This window comes from Saccharibacillus sacchari (genome assembly GCF_037722395.1).
Lineage (GTDB): Bacteria > Bacillota > Bacilli > Paenibacillales > Paenibacillaceae > Saccharibacillus > Saccharibacillus sacchari_A.
In genome coordinates this window covers 463,219-480,025 of sequence record NZ_JBBKAR010000056.1, presented here as the reverse complement: position 1 = coordinate 480,025, position 16,807 = coordinate 463,219, and the positions used below count along the sequence as shown (strand labels likewise).

13 protein-coding genes are annotated in these 16,807 nt (G+C 55.1%); all 13 read right to left on the bottom strand.

The genetic code is table 11. The annotated features are described in order from the left end of the window. Positions 1-42: 42 nt before the first annotated feature. Positions 43-1,152 carry a phosphodiester glycosidase family protein gene (locus WKI47_RS23430; RefSeq protein WP_340229590.1) on the bottom strand — a complete coding sequence of 370 codons (1,110 nt, stop codon included), beginning with the start codon at positions 1,150-1,152 and terminating at the stop codon, positions 43-45. A gap of 811 nt (positions 1,153-1,963) precedes the next feature. After that, on the bottom strand, positions 1,964-2,896 hold the full coding sequence (locus WKI47_RS23425; protein WP_340229589.1) for a 5'-3' exonuclease: 933 nt from the start codon (positions 2,894-2,896) through the stop codon (positions 1,964-1,966). After that, positions 2,893-3,270 carry an arsenate reductase family protein gene (locus WKI47_RS23420; RefSeq protein ID WP_340229588.1) on the bottom strand — a complete coding sequence of 126 codons (378 nt, stop codon included), beginning with the start codon at positions 3,268-3,270 and terminating at the stop codon, positions 2,893-2,895. Before WKI47_RS23420 ends, WKI47_RS23425 begins: the two co-directional genes overlap by 4 nt. A gap of 9 nt (positions 3,271-3,279) precedes the next feature. Next, positions 3,280-4,239, bottom strand: coding sequence for an RluA family pseudouridine synthase (locus WKI47_RS23415; RefSeq protein WP_340229722.1), 960 nt, complete (start codon positions 4,237-4,239; stop codon positions 3,280-3,282). 65 nt (positions 4,240-4,304) lie between these two features. Beyond that, positions 4,305-4,895: a cob(I)yrinic acid a,c-diamide adenosyltransferase gene (locus WKI47_RS23410; RefSeq protein WP_340229587.1), complete on the bottom strand. Its 591-nt coding sequence runs from the start codon at positions 4,893-4,895 to the stop codon at positions 4,305-4,307. Between the two features lie 37 nt (positions 4,896-4,932). After that, positions 4,933-5,475 (bottom strand): hypothetical protein, encoded by a 543-nt coding sequence (locus WKI47_RS23405; RefSeq protein ID WP_340229586.1) that lies wholly within the window; start codon positions 5,473-5,475, stop codon positions 4,933-4,935. A gap of 231 nt (positions 5,476-5,706) precedes the next feature. Continuing rightward, positions 5,707-5,955: an aspartyl-phosphate phosphatase Spo0E family protein gene (locus WKI47_RS23400; protein ID WP_340229585.1), complete on the bottom strand. Its 249-nt coding sequence runs from the start codon at positions 5,953-5,955 to the stop codon at positions 5,707-5,709. A 125-nt stretch (positions 5,956-6,080) separates the two neighbouring features. Then, the gene (locus tag WKI47_RS23395) at positions 6,081-7,256 is read right to left on the bottom strand and encodes an aminotransferase class I/II-fold pyridoxal phosphate-dependent enzyme (protein ID WP_340229721.1); all 1,176 of its coding nucleotides are present in this window, start codon (positions 7,254-7,256) and stop codon (positions 6,081-6,083) included. A gap of 79 nt (positions 7,257-7,335) precedes the next feature. After that, positions 7,336-7,836, bottom strand: coding sequence for an Lrp/AsnC family transcriptional regulator (locus tag WKI47_RS23390; RefSeq protein ID WP_340229584.1), 501 nt, complete (start codon positions 7,834-7,836; stop codon positions 7,336-7,338). Positions 7,837-8,498: 662 nt separating this feature from the next. Beyond that, positions 8,499-8,918, bottom strand: a complete 420-nt coding sequence (locus WKI47_RS23385; RefSeq protein WP_340229583.1) for a DUF350 domain-containing protein — start codon at positions 8,916-8,918, stop codon at positions 8,499-8,501. 25 nt (positions 8,919-8,943) lie between these two features. Beyond that, on the bottom strand, positions 8,944-11,307 hold the full coding sequence (locus tag WKI47_RS23380; RefSeq protein ID WP_340229582.1) for an endonuclease MutS2: 2,364 nt from the start codon (positions 11,305-11,307) through the stop codon (positions 8,944-8,946). A gap of 186 nt (positions 11,308-11,493) precedes the next feature. Next, entirely contained in the window at positions 11,494-12,594 is a 1,101-nt protein-coding gene (locus tag WKI47_RS23375; protein WP_340229581.1) for a GGDEF domain-containing protein, read from the bottom strand. 8 nt (positions 12,595-12,602) lie between these two features. Beyond that, positions 12,603-16,667, bottom strand: a complete 4,065-nt coding sequence (gene zapA, locus WKI47_RS23370) for a cell division protein ZapA (RefSeq protein ID WP_340229580.1) — start codon at positions 16,665-16,667, stop codon at positions 12,603-12,605. Between the last annotated feature and the right edge of the window lie 140 nt (positions 16,668-16,807).

Genomic DNA, 16,807 nt, shown 5'->3' with positions numbered 1-16,807 from the left:
CCGTTCGCCTCCTTTATCCTGAGATTTATTATGGCACGGATCTTATTGCATGGCTACCCATTGTCCGAACACCAACGTATTGCTCAATTGGCGGCCTGCGTTGGTTAGCGTCCGTCCGTTGGCGTACAACGCCGACGATGCGCCGCCATCCAGATTCATCGCCTGCTTCGCGCCGAGCTTCTGCATGACCTGCGCCCACTGGCTCATCGTCGCTCCGCTGATCGTCGCCAGTATCACCGAGCCGTCCGGCATGATCGCGATTCCGCTGCGTGCGCCGGAAGCGGTCAGAATCTTCGGATCGTTGAAGCCTTCTCCTTTCGCGTCGAGCGATACTTTACTGTCTTTAACTAGACGCGGGCCTGCTCCGACAGCCGTTACGACATCGTCCCAAGCAATGGTTTTACCCGCTGCATCTGTGTACGTGATCTCCATCTCAACCGTCGAACCCACTTCGAAACGTGCAGCGTTATCTTTCTCAGACCCATGATAAACGAGTACATAGCCGTCGGAGGGAATGGTTGTGTTGGTGTTTGCGCCTTTTTTGACGACTTTGCCGTTGCGTATCGTCACCGCGATCCCGCCGCTGAACCCGACATTGCTGCCGCGCGCGGCGTTATACATCAAAACGACGTTTTGCCCGGTTTCCGGCGTCCGGTTCACGAAAGTCGCGTACCAGCCGAGCGTTTTGCTTTTGCCAACTTTGTCCGGTTTGCTGCTGACCGTGCCCCGAATGTTCGCGCGGAGCGAATCCATCAACGCCGTTCCGTCTTTTTTGAATCCGATACTCGTTCCATAATAGCCGGTATGCACGATCTGCCCTTTCGAGATCAGCGTCCCGTAAGGATCGGCAGGACCTCCGTACGAGTTGAAAAAGGCTCCGTTGATCGCCGCTGTCGCATTGCTGTTTTTGACGATCGAAGCGAAGCTTTGCGTCTGGCCGACTTGCCCCTGAGCCAGGCCCAACGCGGCTTTTGTGCCTTTCGGAATCGTCACGGTCTGTACCGTATACGTACGCCCCGATACCGATACTTTGCGCACCGCCGTCGTAATCGACGCCGCCGCTTCGGCCTTCCGATCCCCTATCACACCGAACATTCCCGATACCGCGAGCACCCCCGCCAACAGCATCGTTCCCCATTTCCTGCTTTTCATCACGAATCTTCTCCCTTGACTCTTCTTTGATTTTGGTTGCCTACTCTCTTTAATTGGCGATGGAGGGGGCGACTTCCTGCTTCTCGGTGGCAGGAAATTCGCGCTGGGAGACGCTGCGGGGGAAAGGGCCTGCGGATCGCTGTTAAAATCCAGTTTCTTTCGATTGGAGTAAGACATGGCTGGTGGTAAGAAACCGGATTTTAAAGGCGAACGTGGCATATGCTTACGAAGAGACTTTCCTTCGGAAAGTTTCGGCTTCCTCCGGCTCCTTTCCCCCTCCGCTCCTGCGCGCATTTCCGCAACCTAAAGCGGAAATGCTTTTCCCCTAATACGCAAAAAAAGCGAGTATTTTTTTGCTGTTAGGGTAGGTAAAAGGCGGAAGCGGGCGACAAGGGATTTCTTGTCGCCCGCTTCCGCCCGGTTTTTGGCTTAGGCAGCTTTGCTGCTAAGCGAAGACTTAGAGACTGAAGGATTTAGGGATTTACAGACGTAAAAGCTCGAATCAACGAACAGGCGCTGCGCTTTTTGGGAATCTGTGGGTAAATCTTGTGGAGCGATGCCTATTGACCTATGGGCATTCGCTTTGCCCTTCCCCTCTTCCCCCATAAGGAAGAGGCTGGACGCTTGTTCGGCTGATCGCGTGCGTGCGCAGGAGCGGAGGGTGGGAGGGAGACGAAGAAGCGGAGCGCTCGCATCTAAAATCCGATTCCCTTCCCCCAGCATGTCTTATTAAATAGAGGGGAATCGGATTTTAGCGGCGATCGAGTCCCCTCCCACCCGCAGCGTCTCCCAAGCACCCAAAGCAAATCGGTCAACCGAACACGTCAGCGCCCAGCATCTTCGTTAAACTACTCATTTCAAGTTCCTCGAATTTCGCCGCCACCTTCGCGTCGTCCAGCTTGAACTCGCACGGATCGATCGGACACTCGACCGGCACCTCGCAGTGGATTTCGGCGAGTTTGCGGGACATATGCAGCATATCGAGGTCGTTTTCGATCTTCGTGCGAACAGAGTTGGTCAGCTTATCGAGATTGGCGAGAATACCGTCAATGTCGTCAAATTCCTGCACAAGTTTGATCGCGGTCTTTTCGCCGATGCCTTTAACGCCCGGATAGTTGTCGCTGGCGTCGCCCATCAGGCCCTTCATATCGATGATCTGCGAAGGCTTCAATCCTTTTTCCTCCATCAGAAACTCCGGCGTGTAGACTTGGTAATTGCCGTAGCCTTTTTTCATGATGATGACCTTGATCCGCTCGTCGGTCAGTTGCAGCAGGTCGTTGTCGCCGGACAGGATCTGCACGTCCATGTTTTGCTCGCGGGCGCAGCGTTTGGCAATGGTGCCGATGCAGTCGTCCGCTTCATAGCCAGGCACGCCGATGTTGGGAATATCCATCGCTTCGACGACTTCTTTGACCAGATCGAACTGCGGAATCAGATCGTCGGGAGCGGCGGAACGGTTGCCTTTGTAAGATTCGAACTGCTCGGTACGGAAGGTGCGTCCGCCCATATCCCAGCAGCACGCGATATGCGTCGGGTCGAATTGCTGCACGGCGTCCCACATATAGCGTACAAAGCCGTAAATGCCGTTGGTCGGCACGCCTGTGGTCGTACGACGGATATAGCCTTTGAGCGCTGTCGCGTAATAGGCACGGAACAGCAGCGCCATGCCGTCAACCAGCATCAATGTCGGTTTGCGCGCCAACACGTTTTCCGGAAGCCCTTCGATCCCATTATGTTCGCTCATTGATCGGTTTCCCCTTTGCTCCAGCTTTGTTCATACTGTTCGGGTTTGAATCCGATCGTAACCTTATTGCCATCCGTCACGACCGGTCGCTTGATCAGCATGCCGTTCGAAGCCAGCAGTTCCGCACGTTCTTCTTCGTTCAGGTCGGCCAGCTTATCCTTGAGTCCCAACGTTTTGTAGACTTCTCCGCTAACATTGAAAAACTTTTTGGATTCAAGTCCGCTTTTCGCGATCAGGTCCAGCACTTCGTCTTTGGCCGGAGGCTGCTCGTTGATTGGGATTAATTCCAGCTCGTGTCCTTCGTTTTTCAGCCATTTGATCGCATTGCGGCAGGTGCTGCATTTGGCGTAATGGTACACTTTTAGTTGAGTCATCGGTGTCAATCACATCTCTTTCTTTGATTCATCGTTTTGCAATTGTTGCTTGAGCGTGCTCAGATCAGGCGGGAAAGGCGCTTCGAACGTCATTCGCTCATGCGTGCCGGGATGAACGAAGGCCAGGCGAAAAGCATGCAGAGCCTGCCGTCCGAGAAGACTGTCCAGCCGCTCCGAACCCTGTCGCTCGTCCGGCGTAAGCGCAGCGTCAGGCGCATATTTATACATATCGTCGCCGATCAGCGGACAGCCGATATGCGTCATATGCACCCGGATTTGATGCGTGCGTCCGCTCTCCAACTCCAATTGAACGAGAGAAGCACGATACGCCGGATACTGCTCTAGTGTCTGGTAACGGGTAGCGGCAGGATAGCCCGACTCGGTGACGATCCGCACATGCGGATTTTTGGGATCGCGGTCGATCGGCCCTTCGATGCGGCCGCTTTGCGGCTGCGGACAACCATGCACGAACGCCCGGTACATTTTATCTACCGTTCCCGCGATCATCTGCTCGGAAATATGCTGGTGCACGTACGGATTTTTGGCGATAGCCAGCACGCCCGACGTTTCGCGATCCAATCGGTGCACGGGGCGAAAACGTACCTGCTCGCCGCGGTCGCGCCAATGCTGCACCACTCCGTTCGCCAGCGTACCCGTGTAATGCCCATGCGTCGGATGTACGATTACGCCTGCCGCTTTGTTAATAATCAGCAGATCGCGATCTTCGTACAAAATATCCAGCGGCATCTTTTCCGGCAAAATATCGTCCGATTCTTCGCGCTCCATCCGAAGTTCGACCACGTCGCCTTCCTGCACATGCACGCTGATATAGACCCGCTCGCCGTTAAGCGTAATGCCTCGTTCGGTCATTTTCAGCCGCGAGGTCAGCTTGCGCGATACGCCGAGGCGGCTGCTCATCAACGTCTTGAGCGTCCAGCCCTGTTCGCGCGACGTTACGATATACACAATAGGATCGTAATAACCATGCGGAGGTTCGATCCCTTTTTCTTTTGGAAAATCATACGGTTCGATCTTTATTCACCCGGCTCTTGTTCATTTTTATCGTCGGAAAAAACACGGGCACCGCGCACGTATTCGACGTCGTCTACTCTAAGTTTCAGATTGGCTGCGCGTGCGGCACTGAAAAAGTAATCGGACAACCGATTGAGATACTTCAGCACTTCCGGATTCACTTCGGCCGTATCGCTCAAGGCCACGACCCGACGTTCCGCGCGCCTGCATACCGTCCGACAAACGTGTAACGCCGCCGCAGGCGGACTGCCTCCCGGTAAAATGAAGCGTTCCAGCGGCGGATTATTCGCTTCCAACCGGTCGATCCACAGTTCCAATCGTTCGGTCATCGCCGCATGGGTTTTGTACGCTTGCTGCTTTGCCGGCGTATAAGCCAGATCCGAGCCGCAATCGAACAATTCCTGGCCGACGACGGCCAGTTGTTCGCGCAGATCCTTGAATCGGTCATCCTGAAGAAGCGACGCGGCCTGTCCGACAAAGCTGTTTAACTCGTCGATCGTGCCGTAAGCTTCCACTTGGGCATCGTCTTTCCGTACCCTGCCTCCGATGACCGACGTTTGACCGAGATCTCCGGTTTTCGTATAAATGCGCATGTCCGCGTCCTCCTTTCTAGTAACTTGTCAAAAGCGATTAACCTTCTGTCAGCTTCTGCAATACTTTGACTGCCGCGTCCTTGTCCGGTGCATTGACCAGAACGCAAGCCAGCATGTCATCGGGCGTGTAGCCGGCATCCTGGAACATTTTCATGTCTTTGACCGGAATCCCGAAAAGATGCTTTTCTTGAACCGCGTCTTGTTCCCCGTCTTTCAGCACGCCGCTTTCGAACACGCCGTCCGGGTAATCCGCTTGGTCAAAATAGTCATCGAGCACGATATGCGCCCCGTCTTTACCGTAAGTTTCAACCGTTTCCTTCGGTAGAATCACGATTGAGTTGCCACCCGCCGCATACTCGACCAGTACCTTTTGCAGATCGAACAGCGGCGAATAATTAAATTCCGCTTTTAGATCCGGTGCTTCGGCTGTCAGCTTTTCCTGAATCACGTCAATGCCTTCACGGCTCGACGATGCTTTGTCCGACATAAAAATCAACACGCCGTCTTCTTTACCACACCCGGCCAGCAGCATGATCGTCACGATCAGCAGCAGCCAGATCCCCGTCTTTTTCCGCTTCACTCATATTCCTCCTTGGACGATTCCCTTTAAGACTCACGCACATACACGCCATAAAAAGTGTGTCTTAACCAATATATCATACCTGACGGCCTACAAGCATTTTTGGCACTTTGGCAGTTCCGCTTGAACAAAAAAAGGAAGAGCTTCTGCGCGAAGTCTCTTCCTTTTTGGCCGGTATGCAAATGGATTTGGGCTGGTGTGCGGAGTGGGATAATACGCTAACCGGTTAAGTTAACGTACGAGTAACATATATTCGTTGATCTTCAGATCCAGCCGGCTGCTGATTTCGACAACGGTCGCAGCGGTGAACGACTGTTCACGTCCGAACGTTTCTTCCATCTGGGCGCGCAAAACCCGAATCTCCTCCTGTAGGAAAAGTTCGCGTTCCGCCATAGCGCCGAAAGCCTGAGCATTGCGCTGTACACGCGACGGTGCATCGCCTTGTCCATGCCTTAACTTTTGGAACGAAGCGGCAGACAAAAAAATTCCCCCTTGAAAAAATCACCTGTTTCGATCCCCCATTATATAGAAGGATTCCAACAAAAGCAACTTATCCAATAAGGGGATTTTACGCATTTTTACGGTTCTTTAGCCAAAAAATGACTTTATGCACCTTCACGCTTTACTTTATACACAAATTGGCCGATTCGGTCCAGCGCTTCGTTCAGTTGAGCCACCGACGTTGCATAGGAACAGCGCAAGAAACCTTCGCCGCCAAGCCCGAATACGCTGCCCGGTACAGCCGCAACTTTATTTTCGACCAACAGACGCTGTGCGAAGTTTTCCGAGGTCAATCCTGTAGACTGAATGCTCGGAAACGCGTAAAACGCGCCTTCCGGTTCATGGCATTCCAGTCCCGCGTCTCTCAGTCCTTGCACGACCAGACGGCGACGGCGGTTATAGGACTCAACCATTTTGTTCTTTTCGCCCAAACCGTTAGTCAAAGCTTCCAATGCGGCAACCTGACCCATAACGGGCGCGCACATCACGGTATACTGGTGAATTTTCAGCATAGCCGAGATCAGTTCCGGATGGCCGCAAGCATAACCCATCCGCCAGCCGGTCATCGCGAACGCTTTGGAAAAGCCGCTGACGAGAATCGTGCGATCCTTCATGCCCGGCGCAGCAGCGAAGCTGGCATGTTTGACCGCTCCGTAGCTCAGTTCGGCATAGATCTCGTCGGAAATGACGATCAGATCATGCTTTTCCACGACTTTCGCGATCGGCAGCCAATCTTCGGCCGTCATCGTCGCGCCTGTCGGATTGCTCGGATAACACAGAATCAATACTTTGGATTTCGGCGTGATGCTGGCTTCCAGCGCTTCGGCTGTCAGTTTGAATCCGTCTTTCGCAAACGTCTCGATGCCGACCGGAATCCCGCCTCCGATCGAGGTGATCGGCGAATACGAGATATAGCAAGGCTCGGGTACAAGAACCTCGTCGCCCGGACGAATCAAAGCACGCAGCGCGAGGTCGATCGCTTCGCTGCCGCCTACCGTGACCAGAACCTCTTTTTCCGGATCATAAGACGTTCCGAAAGAAGTGTCCAGATAAGACGAGATCGCTTCGCGAAGTTCCGGCATGCCGGCGTTCGACGTGTAACGGGTATAACCGCGCTCCAATGAATACACGCACGCTTCGCGCACATGCCAAGGCGTAACGAAGTCCGGTTCGCCTACGCCGAGCGTGATGATATCTTTGCTCGCGCTCACCAGATCGAAAAACTTGCGGATGCCCGAAGGCTTGATATCGCGTACGAGCGGCGACAAATAGCGTTCCATCGAGCCATGTTCGGAGTCCGAAGGCTGCTGGGTTCCGTTTACGTTCAATTCCCGGTTAGTAATCATCGTTTCGCATCCTTTACGGCGAGATCAGCAGACGGCGATCTTCTTCGTGTTCTTCGAAAATGATCCCGTTTTGCTTGTATTTTTTGAGAATGAAATGCGTTTTGGTCGATAAGATCGATTCGATCGGCGACAGTTTGTCCGAAACGAAGCTTGCGACTTCTTTCAGGCTGAGGCCTTCCACTTCGACGAGCAGATCGTAAGCGCCCGACATCAAGAATACGGCCTTCACTTGCGGGTACAAATAAATGCGCTCCGCTATCCCTTCAAAGCCGCGTCCGCGCTCCGGCGTGATCTGCACTTCGATCAGCGCCGTTACCTTCTCGTCGTTGACCTTGCTCTCGTTCACGACCGTCGCATACTTCACGATCACATGATCCTGCTCCAGCTCCGCGACCGCTTCGCGAACTTCATCTTCCGATACATTAAGCATCGTCGCCAGCAGCCCGTGCGTCCGCCGCGCGTCTTCCTCCAACAATTCGAGAATATCCAGCTTCAGCTTGTTCGTTTCTTTCACTACGCATGCCTCCAGATGATTTCGCTTGGTAAGTGACTCTTAGAGTCAGTCAGTTTATCGTGAAAGTTTCTTGTGAGCGGGAAGCGAAAAGATTCCGAGAGAAATTGTAAGCATAGGCTTCCGAAGTGCATTTCTTCGAAATGCTTTAGGTCGCGTGTTGAAATTGAGAAAAGGATTGAATTTTTAGCGGAATTTTCTCAATTTCAAAGGCGAACATTTCATTCCTGCACTGAATTTCTCTCTCCATCTTTTGACTTCTAGTTACTTTAAAATTTCTCGACACTCTGAGTGACTCTTCGAGTCAGCTTTGTCTTGCTTTGTTGTACCCCATCTTACCCGAAAAACCACACCGCCGCCACCGTTCTCACCCATTTCAAGCATACCGCCCACACCTGAAAAACCGCTTCAAGCGGATTTTTCACTTCTTTCCCCTACCCAAAAACCCCCGCTTCCGGCGGAAGCAGGGGTTGAGCTTTTGAGAGGTTCCTACCGATTTGCGCCACAGTAGCGGAGGGAGAAAGTTCAGTGTAGGAGCGAAGCGTTCGCCTTTGCAGTCGGGAAGCCTCCACTTAAATATAATCCTGCTTCCCGACTGCAACACGCGACCGAAACGAACTTTCTCCCGCAGCGTCTCCAGTGCGCCACAACGGCAGGAAGTCCGATCAAAGGACCGAAACCCCAATAACGTAGGACAGCGACACTGACAAAATCATTGAAATCAACCCCACCGCCCGGTTATCGTTCCCGATCTCCTCATCCACCTTGAAAAACGGCGTCACGAATTCAAACAGGAAGTAAGCCAAAAGCAGCAGCACGAAGCCGATCAACGACCATAACATACTTTCGTAAATCGTCGAACCCGACTCAATGCAAAAGCGCAAAATATTGCAAATCCCGAAGACCTTGCCGCCAGTCGCCATCGCGACGGCCAGATTGCCTTTGCGGATCTCGTCCCAGCATTTATAACGGGTAACCCATTCGAAAATGGACAAGAAGACGACCAGTTCCAGAACAGCTACGGAAAAATAAGCGATGGCTGCTCCGATCGGAGTCTCCAACAACGGATCGATAAAGGTGTTCATTGGGTTCGAGACCTCGCTCCTTCCGTTAGTTGAGTTCAGCCACGGTTACGCCGTTGCCGCCCTCGCCGTAGTTACCCAGCCGATAGGCCTTGACGAGCTTATGGCGACGCAAATGCTCTTGGATACCCGTACGCAAAATGCCCGTTCCTTTACCATGAATCAGATAGACTTGTCCCATATTCGATAAGAACGCCTCATCCAGGAAGCGATCCGTTTCGATCAAGGCCTCTTCCAAATTCGTACCGCGCAGATCCAATTCGGAACGCGTGCTATCATCCTTGGTGCGTTTGACGGCGGTAACCGGCTTCTGCTTCGGCGCGGTAACGGGAGCCGTTTGCACGCGCTCAAGCGAGTCGAGCGACACCTTCATTTTCATGATGCCAACCTGTACCAGCGCGTCTTTGCCGTCCAACTCGATGACATGCCCGCGTTGCCCCAGATTCGATAAAATGACTTCGTCACCTGCTCCGATTTTTTGCGCAGCTTTCGCTCCAGCCGGCTTTTTAACCTTTTTCGCACGAGCCGCCGGTTCTGCTTCGTCCAACTGCCTGCGAGCCGCGATCAGCTTATGCTCTTTGACCGAAGCGCCTTCTTCCATCGCCAGACGGCGCAGCTCGGATACCACTTCGTCGGCTTCCTTGCGCGCTTTGGCGATGATGTCGCGGGCTTCGTTTTCGGCTTTTTCGAGTCTGGCTTCACGCTGCGCTTCCTGCTTTTCCAGCTCGCGCTCGTGCCGGGTACGCAGTTCTTCCATCTCGCGGCGCAAACGCTCGGCTTCTTCGCGCTCGGCTTCCGCTCCGATCCGATTTTCTTCCAGCGCGCTGATCATGTTCTCGACGCGCAGGTCTTCCTCTTTGACTTCGCCGCGGGCAAAGCTCAAGATTTTACCCGGCAGTCCCAGACGCTCCGCAATCGCAAACGCGTTGCTTCGTCCCGGCACGCCGACCAGCAATCGGTATGTCGGGCTGAGCGTTGCCACGTCGAATTCCATACTTGCGTTGATAACACCGTCGCGCTCGTAAGCGTAGGCTTTCAGTTCGCTGTAGTGGGTAGTCGCGACCATGCGGCAGTCGAACTGGTGAATATATTCCAGAATCGCGATCGCCAGCGCCGAACCTTCCGCCGGGTCCGTACCCGCGCCAACTTCGTCCAGCAGCACCAGACTTTTCGGCGTCATCTCTTTCAGAATGCGGATAATGTTGGTCATATGGCTGGAGAACGTACTGAGACTTTGCTCGATGCTCTGCTCGTCGCCGATATCGGCGTAGATCGCGTCGAAAACGCATAGCTCGCATCCTTCGTCGGCTGGCACGAACAGTCCGGACATCGCCATCATATTGAGCAGGCCGATCGTTTTCAGCGTGACCGTTTTACCGCCCGTATTCGGACCGGTAACGATGATGCTGGAAAAGTCTCCGCCCAGCTCGACATCGAGCGGAACAACAGCCTTTGCGTCGATTAGCGGGTGACGGCCTTTGCGAATACGCAAATAGCCGCGATCGTTCATGGTCGGCTCGGTGGCTTTCATCCGGTGAGCCAGACGGCCTTTTGCAAAAATGAAGTCCAGCTGCGACAACACGTCCACGTCGTACGCCAGCAGATCCGCTTGCTCGCCGACGGCAGCCGTAAGCTTTTGCAGGATGATCTCCACTTCTTGAATCTCGCGCAGCTTGGTCTCGCGCAGTTTGTTGTTCATCGCCACGATGGCTTCCGGCTCGATAAACATCGTGGCGCCCGAGCTGGATTGGTCATGCACGATACCGCCGAAGTGCGAGCGATACTCAGACTTTACCGGAATAACAAAACGGTCGCCGCGGATCGTGATCAACTGATCCTGAAGCATTTTGGCGACGCTGGAAGAACGGATCATCGACTCCAGCTTTTCGCGGATACGGGATTCCCCGCCGCGCAGCTCGCGCCGAATATTGGCAAGCGTCGGGCTGGCAGAATCCATCACTTCGGCGGATTCGCCGATACATGAGTTAATAAAACGCTCCAGGTCCTTTTGCTCCGAGATCAGCTCGGCAAGCCCGTCAAGCAGCTCAACCGGATGCTCCTCATGCACGGTCTGGATAAAACGGCGCAGACGGCGCGAACCGTACAGCGTCGTGGCGATGCCGAGCAGCTCGTGCGGGTTCAACATGCCGCCGATCCGTGCGCGCTGCACGGCCGGACGAATATCGACGATTCCGCCGAATGGCGGCGCTCCTTTCAACCGGTCGACATGAAACGCTTCATGCGTGGCTTGAAGCAGCTTCTGTACCGACGGCAAGTCGGTATCCGGCTTCAATGCACGCGCCGCTTCTTTGCCAAGCGACGTCTGGGCCTGATCGGCCAGTGCGCTCGAAATGCGTTCATATTGTAAAATTTCGAATATTTTATCGTTCAAGAACGTGACAACTCCTTATTCGTTCTGGAGCCTAAACCTGCACTCCGTCCCTTGATTATAGCGGATTCCGTCCGTCGAAACCACGACTTCGAATCCGGCGTTCGGCAAAACAAAACCCTCCCTTATTCGGCATCGCCGGATTTTGGGGAGGGCCTGCCGGTCGTAGACGCGTGTTGCATAGCTGTTCTAACGCCGCTGCACCGCCACGTCTTGGCCCGCTGCGTACAGCTCGACCCGATTTTTGCCGGAGCGCTTGGCGCGGTACAGCGCGGCGTCGGCTTTGCTGAACATCTTTTCCGCCGTATCCTCCGGCTCATACGTGCACAACCCCACGCTTACCGTTACCGGATGATTGCCCATATACGAATAGTTGGCGCTTTCGACGGCAGCACGGATTCGCTCCGTAAAGGCCGCCGATTCCTCGATACTTTTTTCGGTAAAAATAACGGCAAATTCTTCGCCTCCGTACCGGGCGGCAAAATCATTCGGAGAAATATTCATGCCGATACGGATCGAGACTTCTTTCAATACCAAATCACCGATCAAATGACCGTAGGAATCGTTGATTTTTTTGAAATTGTCGATATCGAATACCGCAACCTGGATCTGCAATCCGTTACGTTCGCTTTGGTCGACCAGGTCTTCCAAATACTCGTAGAACGTCACATGATTGTAGAGTTGGGTCAACGCATCGGTTTTGAGCATTCGCTGCGACACGGCTTTATCGACGATCAGGTCCTGCTGGGATTGCGTCAGATGTTCCACCTGCCGACCGATCTCGATCGCCCGGACCAGAACCGTGCGGCTCAGCAGCAAAGAAGCGACCAGCATGGATATCATCAGTAAAAACCCTTCGAAACCCCGATCGTAAAAATAGCGCTCGACCGCGAAATAAAATACCGTGTACAACGCGATGTTCAATACGCCAAACAGATCCAACAACTTGCGATCAAAATAAATCAACGGAACGAACATAGGAAAGATCAACAGAATGCCGGGCGCGTTTTCCATATATACGCTCAAGTTCAAATAATTCACGTAAGCCAAGGTCAAGCTGACACCGATCACGATCTGTCTGCCGTGACGCCTGAACGCTTTGTACAGCAGTTCGCCCAGCCCCGCGATGACGAACACCAGCAAACTGCGACGGAGCAGCGAAGCGATATCGTAACGCTCGGCATTTCCGTATCCGGTCAAAAAATACATGATTTCAACCGCAAGTACCATCGCCGCCACGATCCAGTAGGCATTCAGAATCTGCCTGTTCAGAATATCGACATTACCCATGATTCACCCTAGTGCTGCTCCTGCTCCAGCATTTCCATCCATTCGTTGTATTCTTTGCGAAGCTCGGCGTGCTCTTCTTGAAGCTGCGCGAATTGAAGCTCGGCGGCTTCGCGCTTTTCTTTGTCCAGTTCCCGTTCGACATGCAGAATGCGAAGCTGATGAGAAAGGACTTCGTACTGCTCCGTCACCTGCTCCAATTCGATTTGCAGCTTTTCCCGCTGCTCATCTTGGCCGGACGTGCCGCTTTCGGCCGCGGACAGCCGTTCGTGAAGATTCGACTTCTCTTCTTCCCACGCAACGCGGCGTTCCCGGAGCTGATCCAACTCGCTTTGCAGACGGCGGGCTTGTCCTTCAAGTTCCCGACCGGACTGCTGCGCCGACAACAGCTCACTGCGAAGAAGGCTGTTCTCGTCGCCTTTTTGCGCTTCGCGTGCGGCCGCCTCTTCAAGCTTGCGCTCCGCGGCGTTTTTGTGTTTGGTCAATGCGCGTTCCCGCTCGCCGAATTCTTCCAGCTCGCGGCGTTGACGCGCTGTCTCGATCCGCCACGACGCTTCGCGTCCGCCGAATTCCGCCATGCGCGCGGACAGCTTTTCGCGTTCTTCCTGCCACTGCGCTTCGGCGTCCGCAAGGCTTTGTGCTTCGCGTCCGGCTTCTTCCAGCGCTTGAGAAGCACGCTGCACCGCTTCACGCTCCGCTTGCAGTTCGGTTTCCAATCCGGCGATCCGCGCTTCCAGACCGGAAGCCTGTTCGCTCCACTGGGCAGCCGAGCGGCGCAGGTTTTCTAACTGTTCGCCAAGATCGTTTTCTTTGAGTTCGGCCGCTGCTTCGCGCTCGCGGGATGCCGCCAATTCGTTTTCAAGCCGCGCGTATTCGCGGGCACGCTCTTCTTCGCCGGCCGTCAACGCTTCAAGGCCGTTCTCCAATTCTTCTTTTTGGCCGCGCAGATGATGGGTCTGATCTTCCAGATCGCCGATCAAAAGCTCTTGGCGTTCGCGCTCCCCGTTCCAATCGATTTCGCGTCGCGCATAGTCGTCCAGTTGGCCGGACAGTTCGGACAAGCGTCGCTGCGTCTCGTCCAAGCTTCCGCGAAGCTGCTCGGTTTCCGCCGTCAGTTCGCCGTTTCGCCATACGGCGGAATCGCGTTCGCCGCGAAGCTGTTCCAGTTCCTGCCGCACGCGGTCCCGAACGTCAGCCAGTTCGCGCTCGCGATGTTCCGCTTCGCTCAAACGAACGGCAAGCGATTCGCGCTCGGCCGCGGAAACGTCGATCTGCTCTTGCAGCAGCGCAAGTTCCGAAGCGTCTTGGGCTTGGGATTTTTCCAGCGCTTCAAGACCTTGCCGCGCTTCGGACAGCTCGGCTTCCAGACGGGATTTGGCTTCTTCCAGACGAAGGGTCTCGCCGGTCAAATACTCTTCGCTGCCGGTCAGCTCGCGAATACGTTCTTCCAGCGAGCCGCGCGTCGCGCTCAACTCTTTGCTCCGCGCAGCCAATTCCGCTTCCAACGCCTGCTTCTCGCCGCGCAGCGCTTCGGCGAATCCCGCGGATTCTTCCAGACGCCGCTCCAACGCGGCTTGAGCCTCGATCAACGCGCCCGCTTCCGCGCGGGACGCCGCCAGTTCGGCTTCCAGCGTCCGCTTGTCGGCCGCCAACGCGTCGGCGCTTTCGCCCAGCGCCGACAAACGCAGCTCCAGCTCGTCTTGCGCTTCCGCAAGGCGTACGGACGTTTCCCGCTCGCTATGCAGCTGTTCGTCCAGCGCGTTCCGCTCGCTTTCCAACTCGCCGATCCGGGCGGCAAGCTCGCCCGCCGCCTGGCGCTGCTGCCGCAGCTCGCTGTCCAGCGCGCGTTCGCGCCCGATCAGCTCGTTCAGCTCTTCTTCCAGGCGGACCGCTTCGCCGGTCAGATACTCCTCGCTCCCGACCAGCTCGCCTACGCGCGCTTCCAGGCGCGCACGCTCCGCTTCAAGCTCGGAGCCGCGATCCTGCGCTTGCACAAGCTTGCTTTCCAGTTCCGCGATCTGCGCATCGCGTTCGGATGCTTCGCGTTCCTGCTCCGCTGTCCGCGACGCCCACTCCTGTTCGGCCTGACCGTATTCGTCCAACCGAAGACGAAGCGCCGAGCCTGTTTCCTCGGCTCCGGCCAACTGCTCGCGCAGCTCCGACAACCGGTGTTCCAGGCCGGATTTTTCGGTCGACAGTTCGCTGGAGCGGCTTTCCAGACGTACGCGCTCCGCATGGGCGGCGTCCAATTCGGCCGCCAAGCCGTCTTTGACTTCGCTCAGCGACATCCACTCGCTTTCCAGCTCGTCTTTTTCGGCTGACAACGCTTCGATCCGGCTTTCCAGACCCAGCTTGTCGCCATTGAGCGCTTCCGCTTGCCGTTCGAGCAACGCTTTCTCGTCCGTCACGCTTTGAAGTGCCTGCTCCAAACCTGCCGCCTGTTCGTTGGCCGCATGCAGCTCCGCTTCCAGACGCGCTTTGTCCGCGCCCACAACGTCCAATTCGTTTTGAATCCGCTCTTTTTCCGCCACAACGGCTTCCAGTTCGGTCTCCAGACGCGCTTTGTCTCCGGAAGCTTCTTCCAATTCGGCGGCAAGGCGGGTATTCGCCTCGCCCAGCGTGCGCAATTCGCCGCCGAGACGGCTCGCTTCTTCTTCGCGCCCGGCCAGACGGTCTTTGAGTTCCGCGCGGGAATTTTCCGCTTCTTCGAGCAGAGACTCGAACGTGCTTTTCTCGTCGTTCCAGCCGCGTTCCTGTTCTTCCCACGCAAGCAGTTTCGACGTCAGGCCGGCGTTTTCTTCCGCCAACGCGGCTTCCGTTTCGGCCAGCTCGTTCGTGCGAAGCTCCAATTGCTCGTGCGCTTGGCGCTGCTGCCCGATCTCCAGACGCAAACGCTCTTGTTCTTCCCTCAAATCGCGCTCCGTTTCCTGCAATTCGGCAAGTCCGGCTTCCAGTTCGCTGCGGCGCGCTTCTTCTTCCGCTTCGCGCTCGCGCAGTTGCTGAAGCTTGGCGCGAGCGTCTTCGTAACGTTCGGAAAGTTCATGCTCGCGGGTTCGGGTTTCGTTTAATTCCGATTCCAACCGGGCATGTTCCTCGCTCCAGATGCTTTCGCTTTCTTCCAGCTCGTTCACGCGAGCTTCCAGTTTTGTGCGAAGACCGGCGGATTCCCGCAGCGATTCGTCGAGTTCCAAAGCGCGGGTTTGCGCTTGTTCAAGCTGAGTTTGCAGCTCTTGTCCGCTCGACCGAAGCCCTTCCAGTACGGTTTCGAGCTTCTCGTTCCGCTCGGTGGCCTGCGCTTGCGCCTGTTCAAGCTTTTGCACGTCGGCTTCGAGCTTGCCGCGCACGGTTTGCAGCGTTGCTTCTTCTTCCCGCAGCAAGCCCAGCTCCAGTTCCAGCTCTTCATGCCGCGATTCGCCGGCAGACAAGCGTTGAAGCAGTTCTTCTCCCTGGGTTTCCAGTTCGGATACGCGTTTGCGGCTTTCGGCCAACGCCGTTTGTCCGCGTCCCAACTCCGAACGGACGTTTTTCAATTCGCCGGACAGACCTTCATTTGTTTGGCGTTCGGCCAGCAGCTTCTCGTTAACGCTTTTGAGCGCTTCGCGATTCTCGCCGCCGGATTTTTCCGCTTCGGCCAGTTTGCTTTCCAATTGCTTTTTCTGTTCGTTCAACCGTTCGAGTTCCGCGTTGGCTTTTTCGATTTCTGCGTTGCGTGCCGCTAATTCGTCCTCCGCTTCCGTCAATCGGACATTTTCCGCGCGAAGCTCTTCCGCGACCAGCCTATCCGTTTCGCGCTGCTCGCGAAGCTTTTCCAATTCCGCCTGAATCACTTCCGATTTTGCCGAAGCTTCGTCCAAACGTCCTTGCAGATCCTGGTTCATGACATTCGTTTCCGCCATATTGACCGCGGCCAGCACCGCAATCCGCACCGTGTCCAATCTCGGATGCCCGGTCGCGATCGTTGTCATACGCTCGTCGACCAGACGGGCTACCCGTTTGACATACTCCTGGCTGCTTCCGAAAATTTTGTAGGACGTTCCGTAAATTTCCACGCTGACTGTTTTCCGTTCCTCAGCCATCTTCGCCCGCTCCTCTCTGTCGTTTACGTGATATTTTCGCATTTATCGTTTTGTTCATCGTTAAGTTTCATTAATGGATATCGTGAATGGAAATCATCGAGTGGTTCGTTATTTTCGGATTGTTCGTCGTTTTCGCAAAA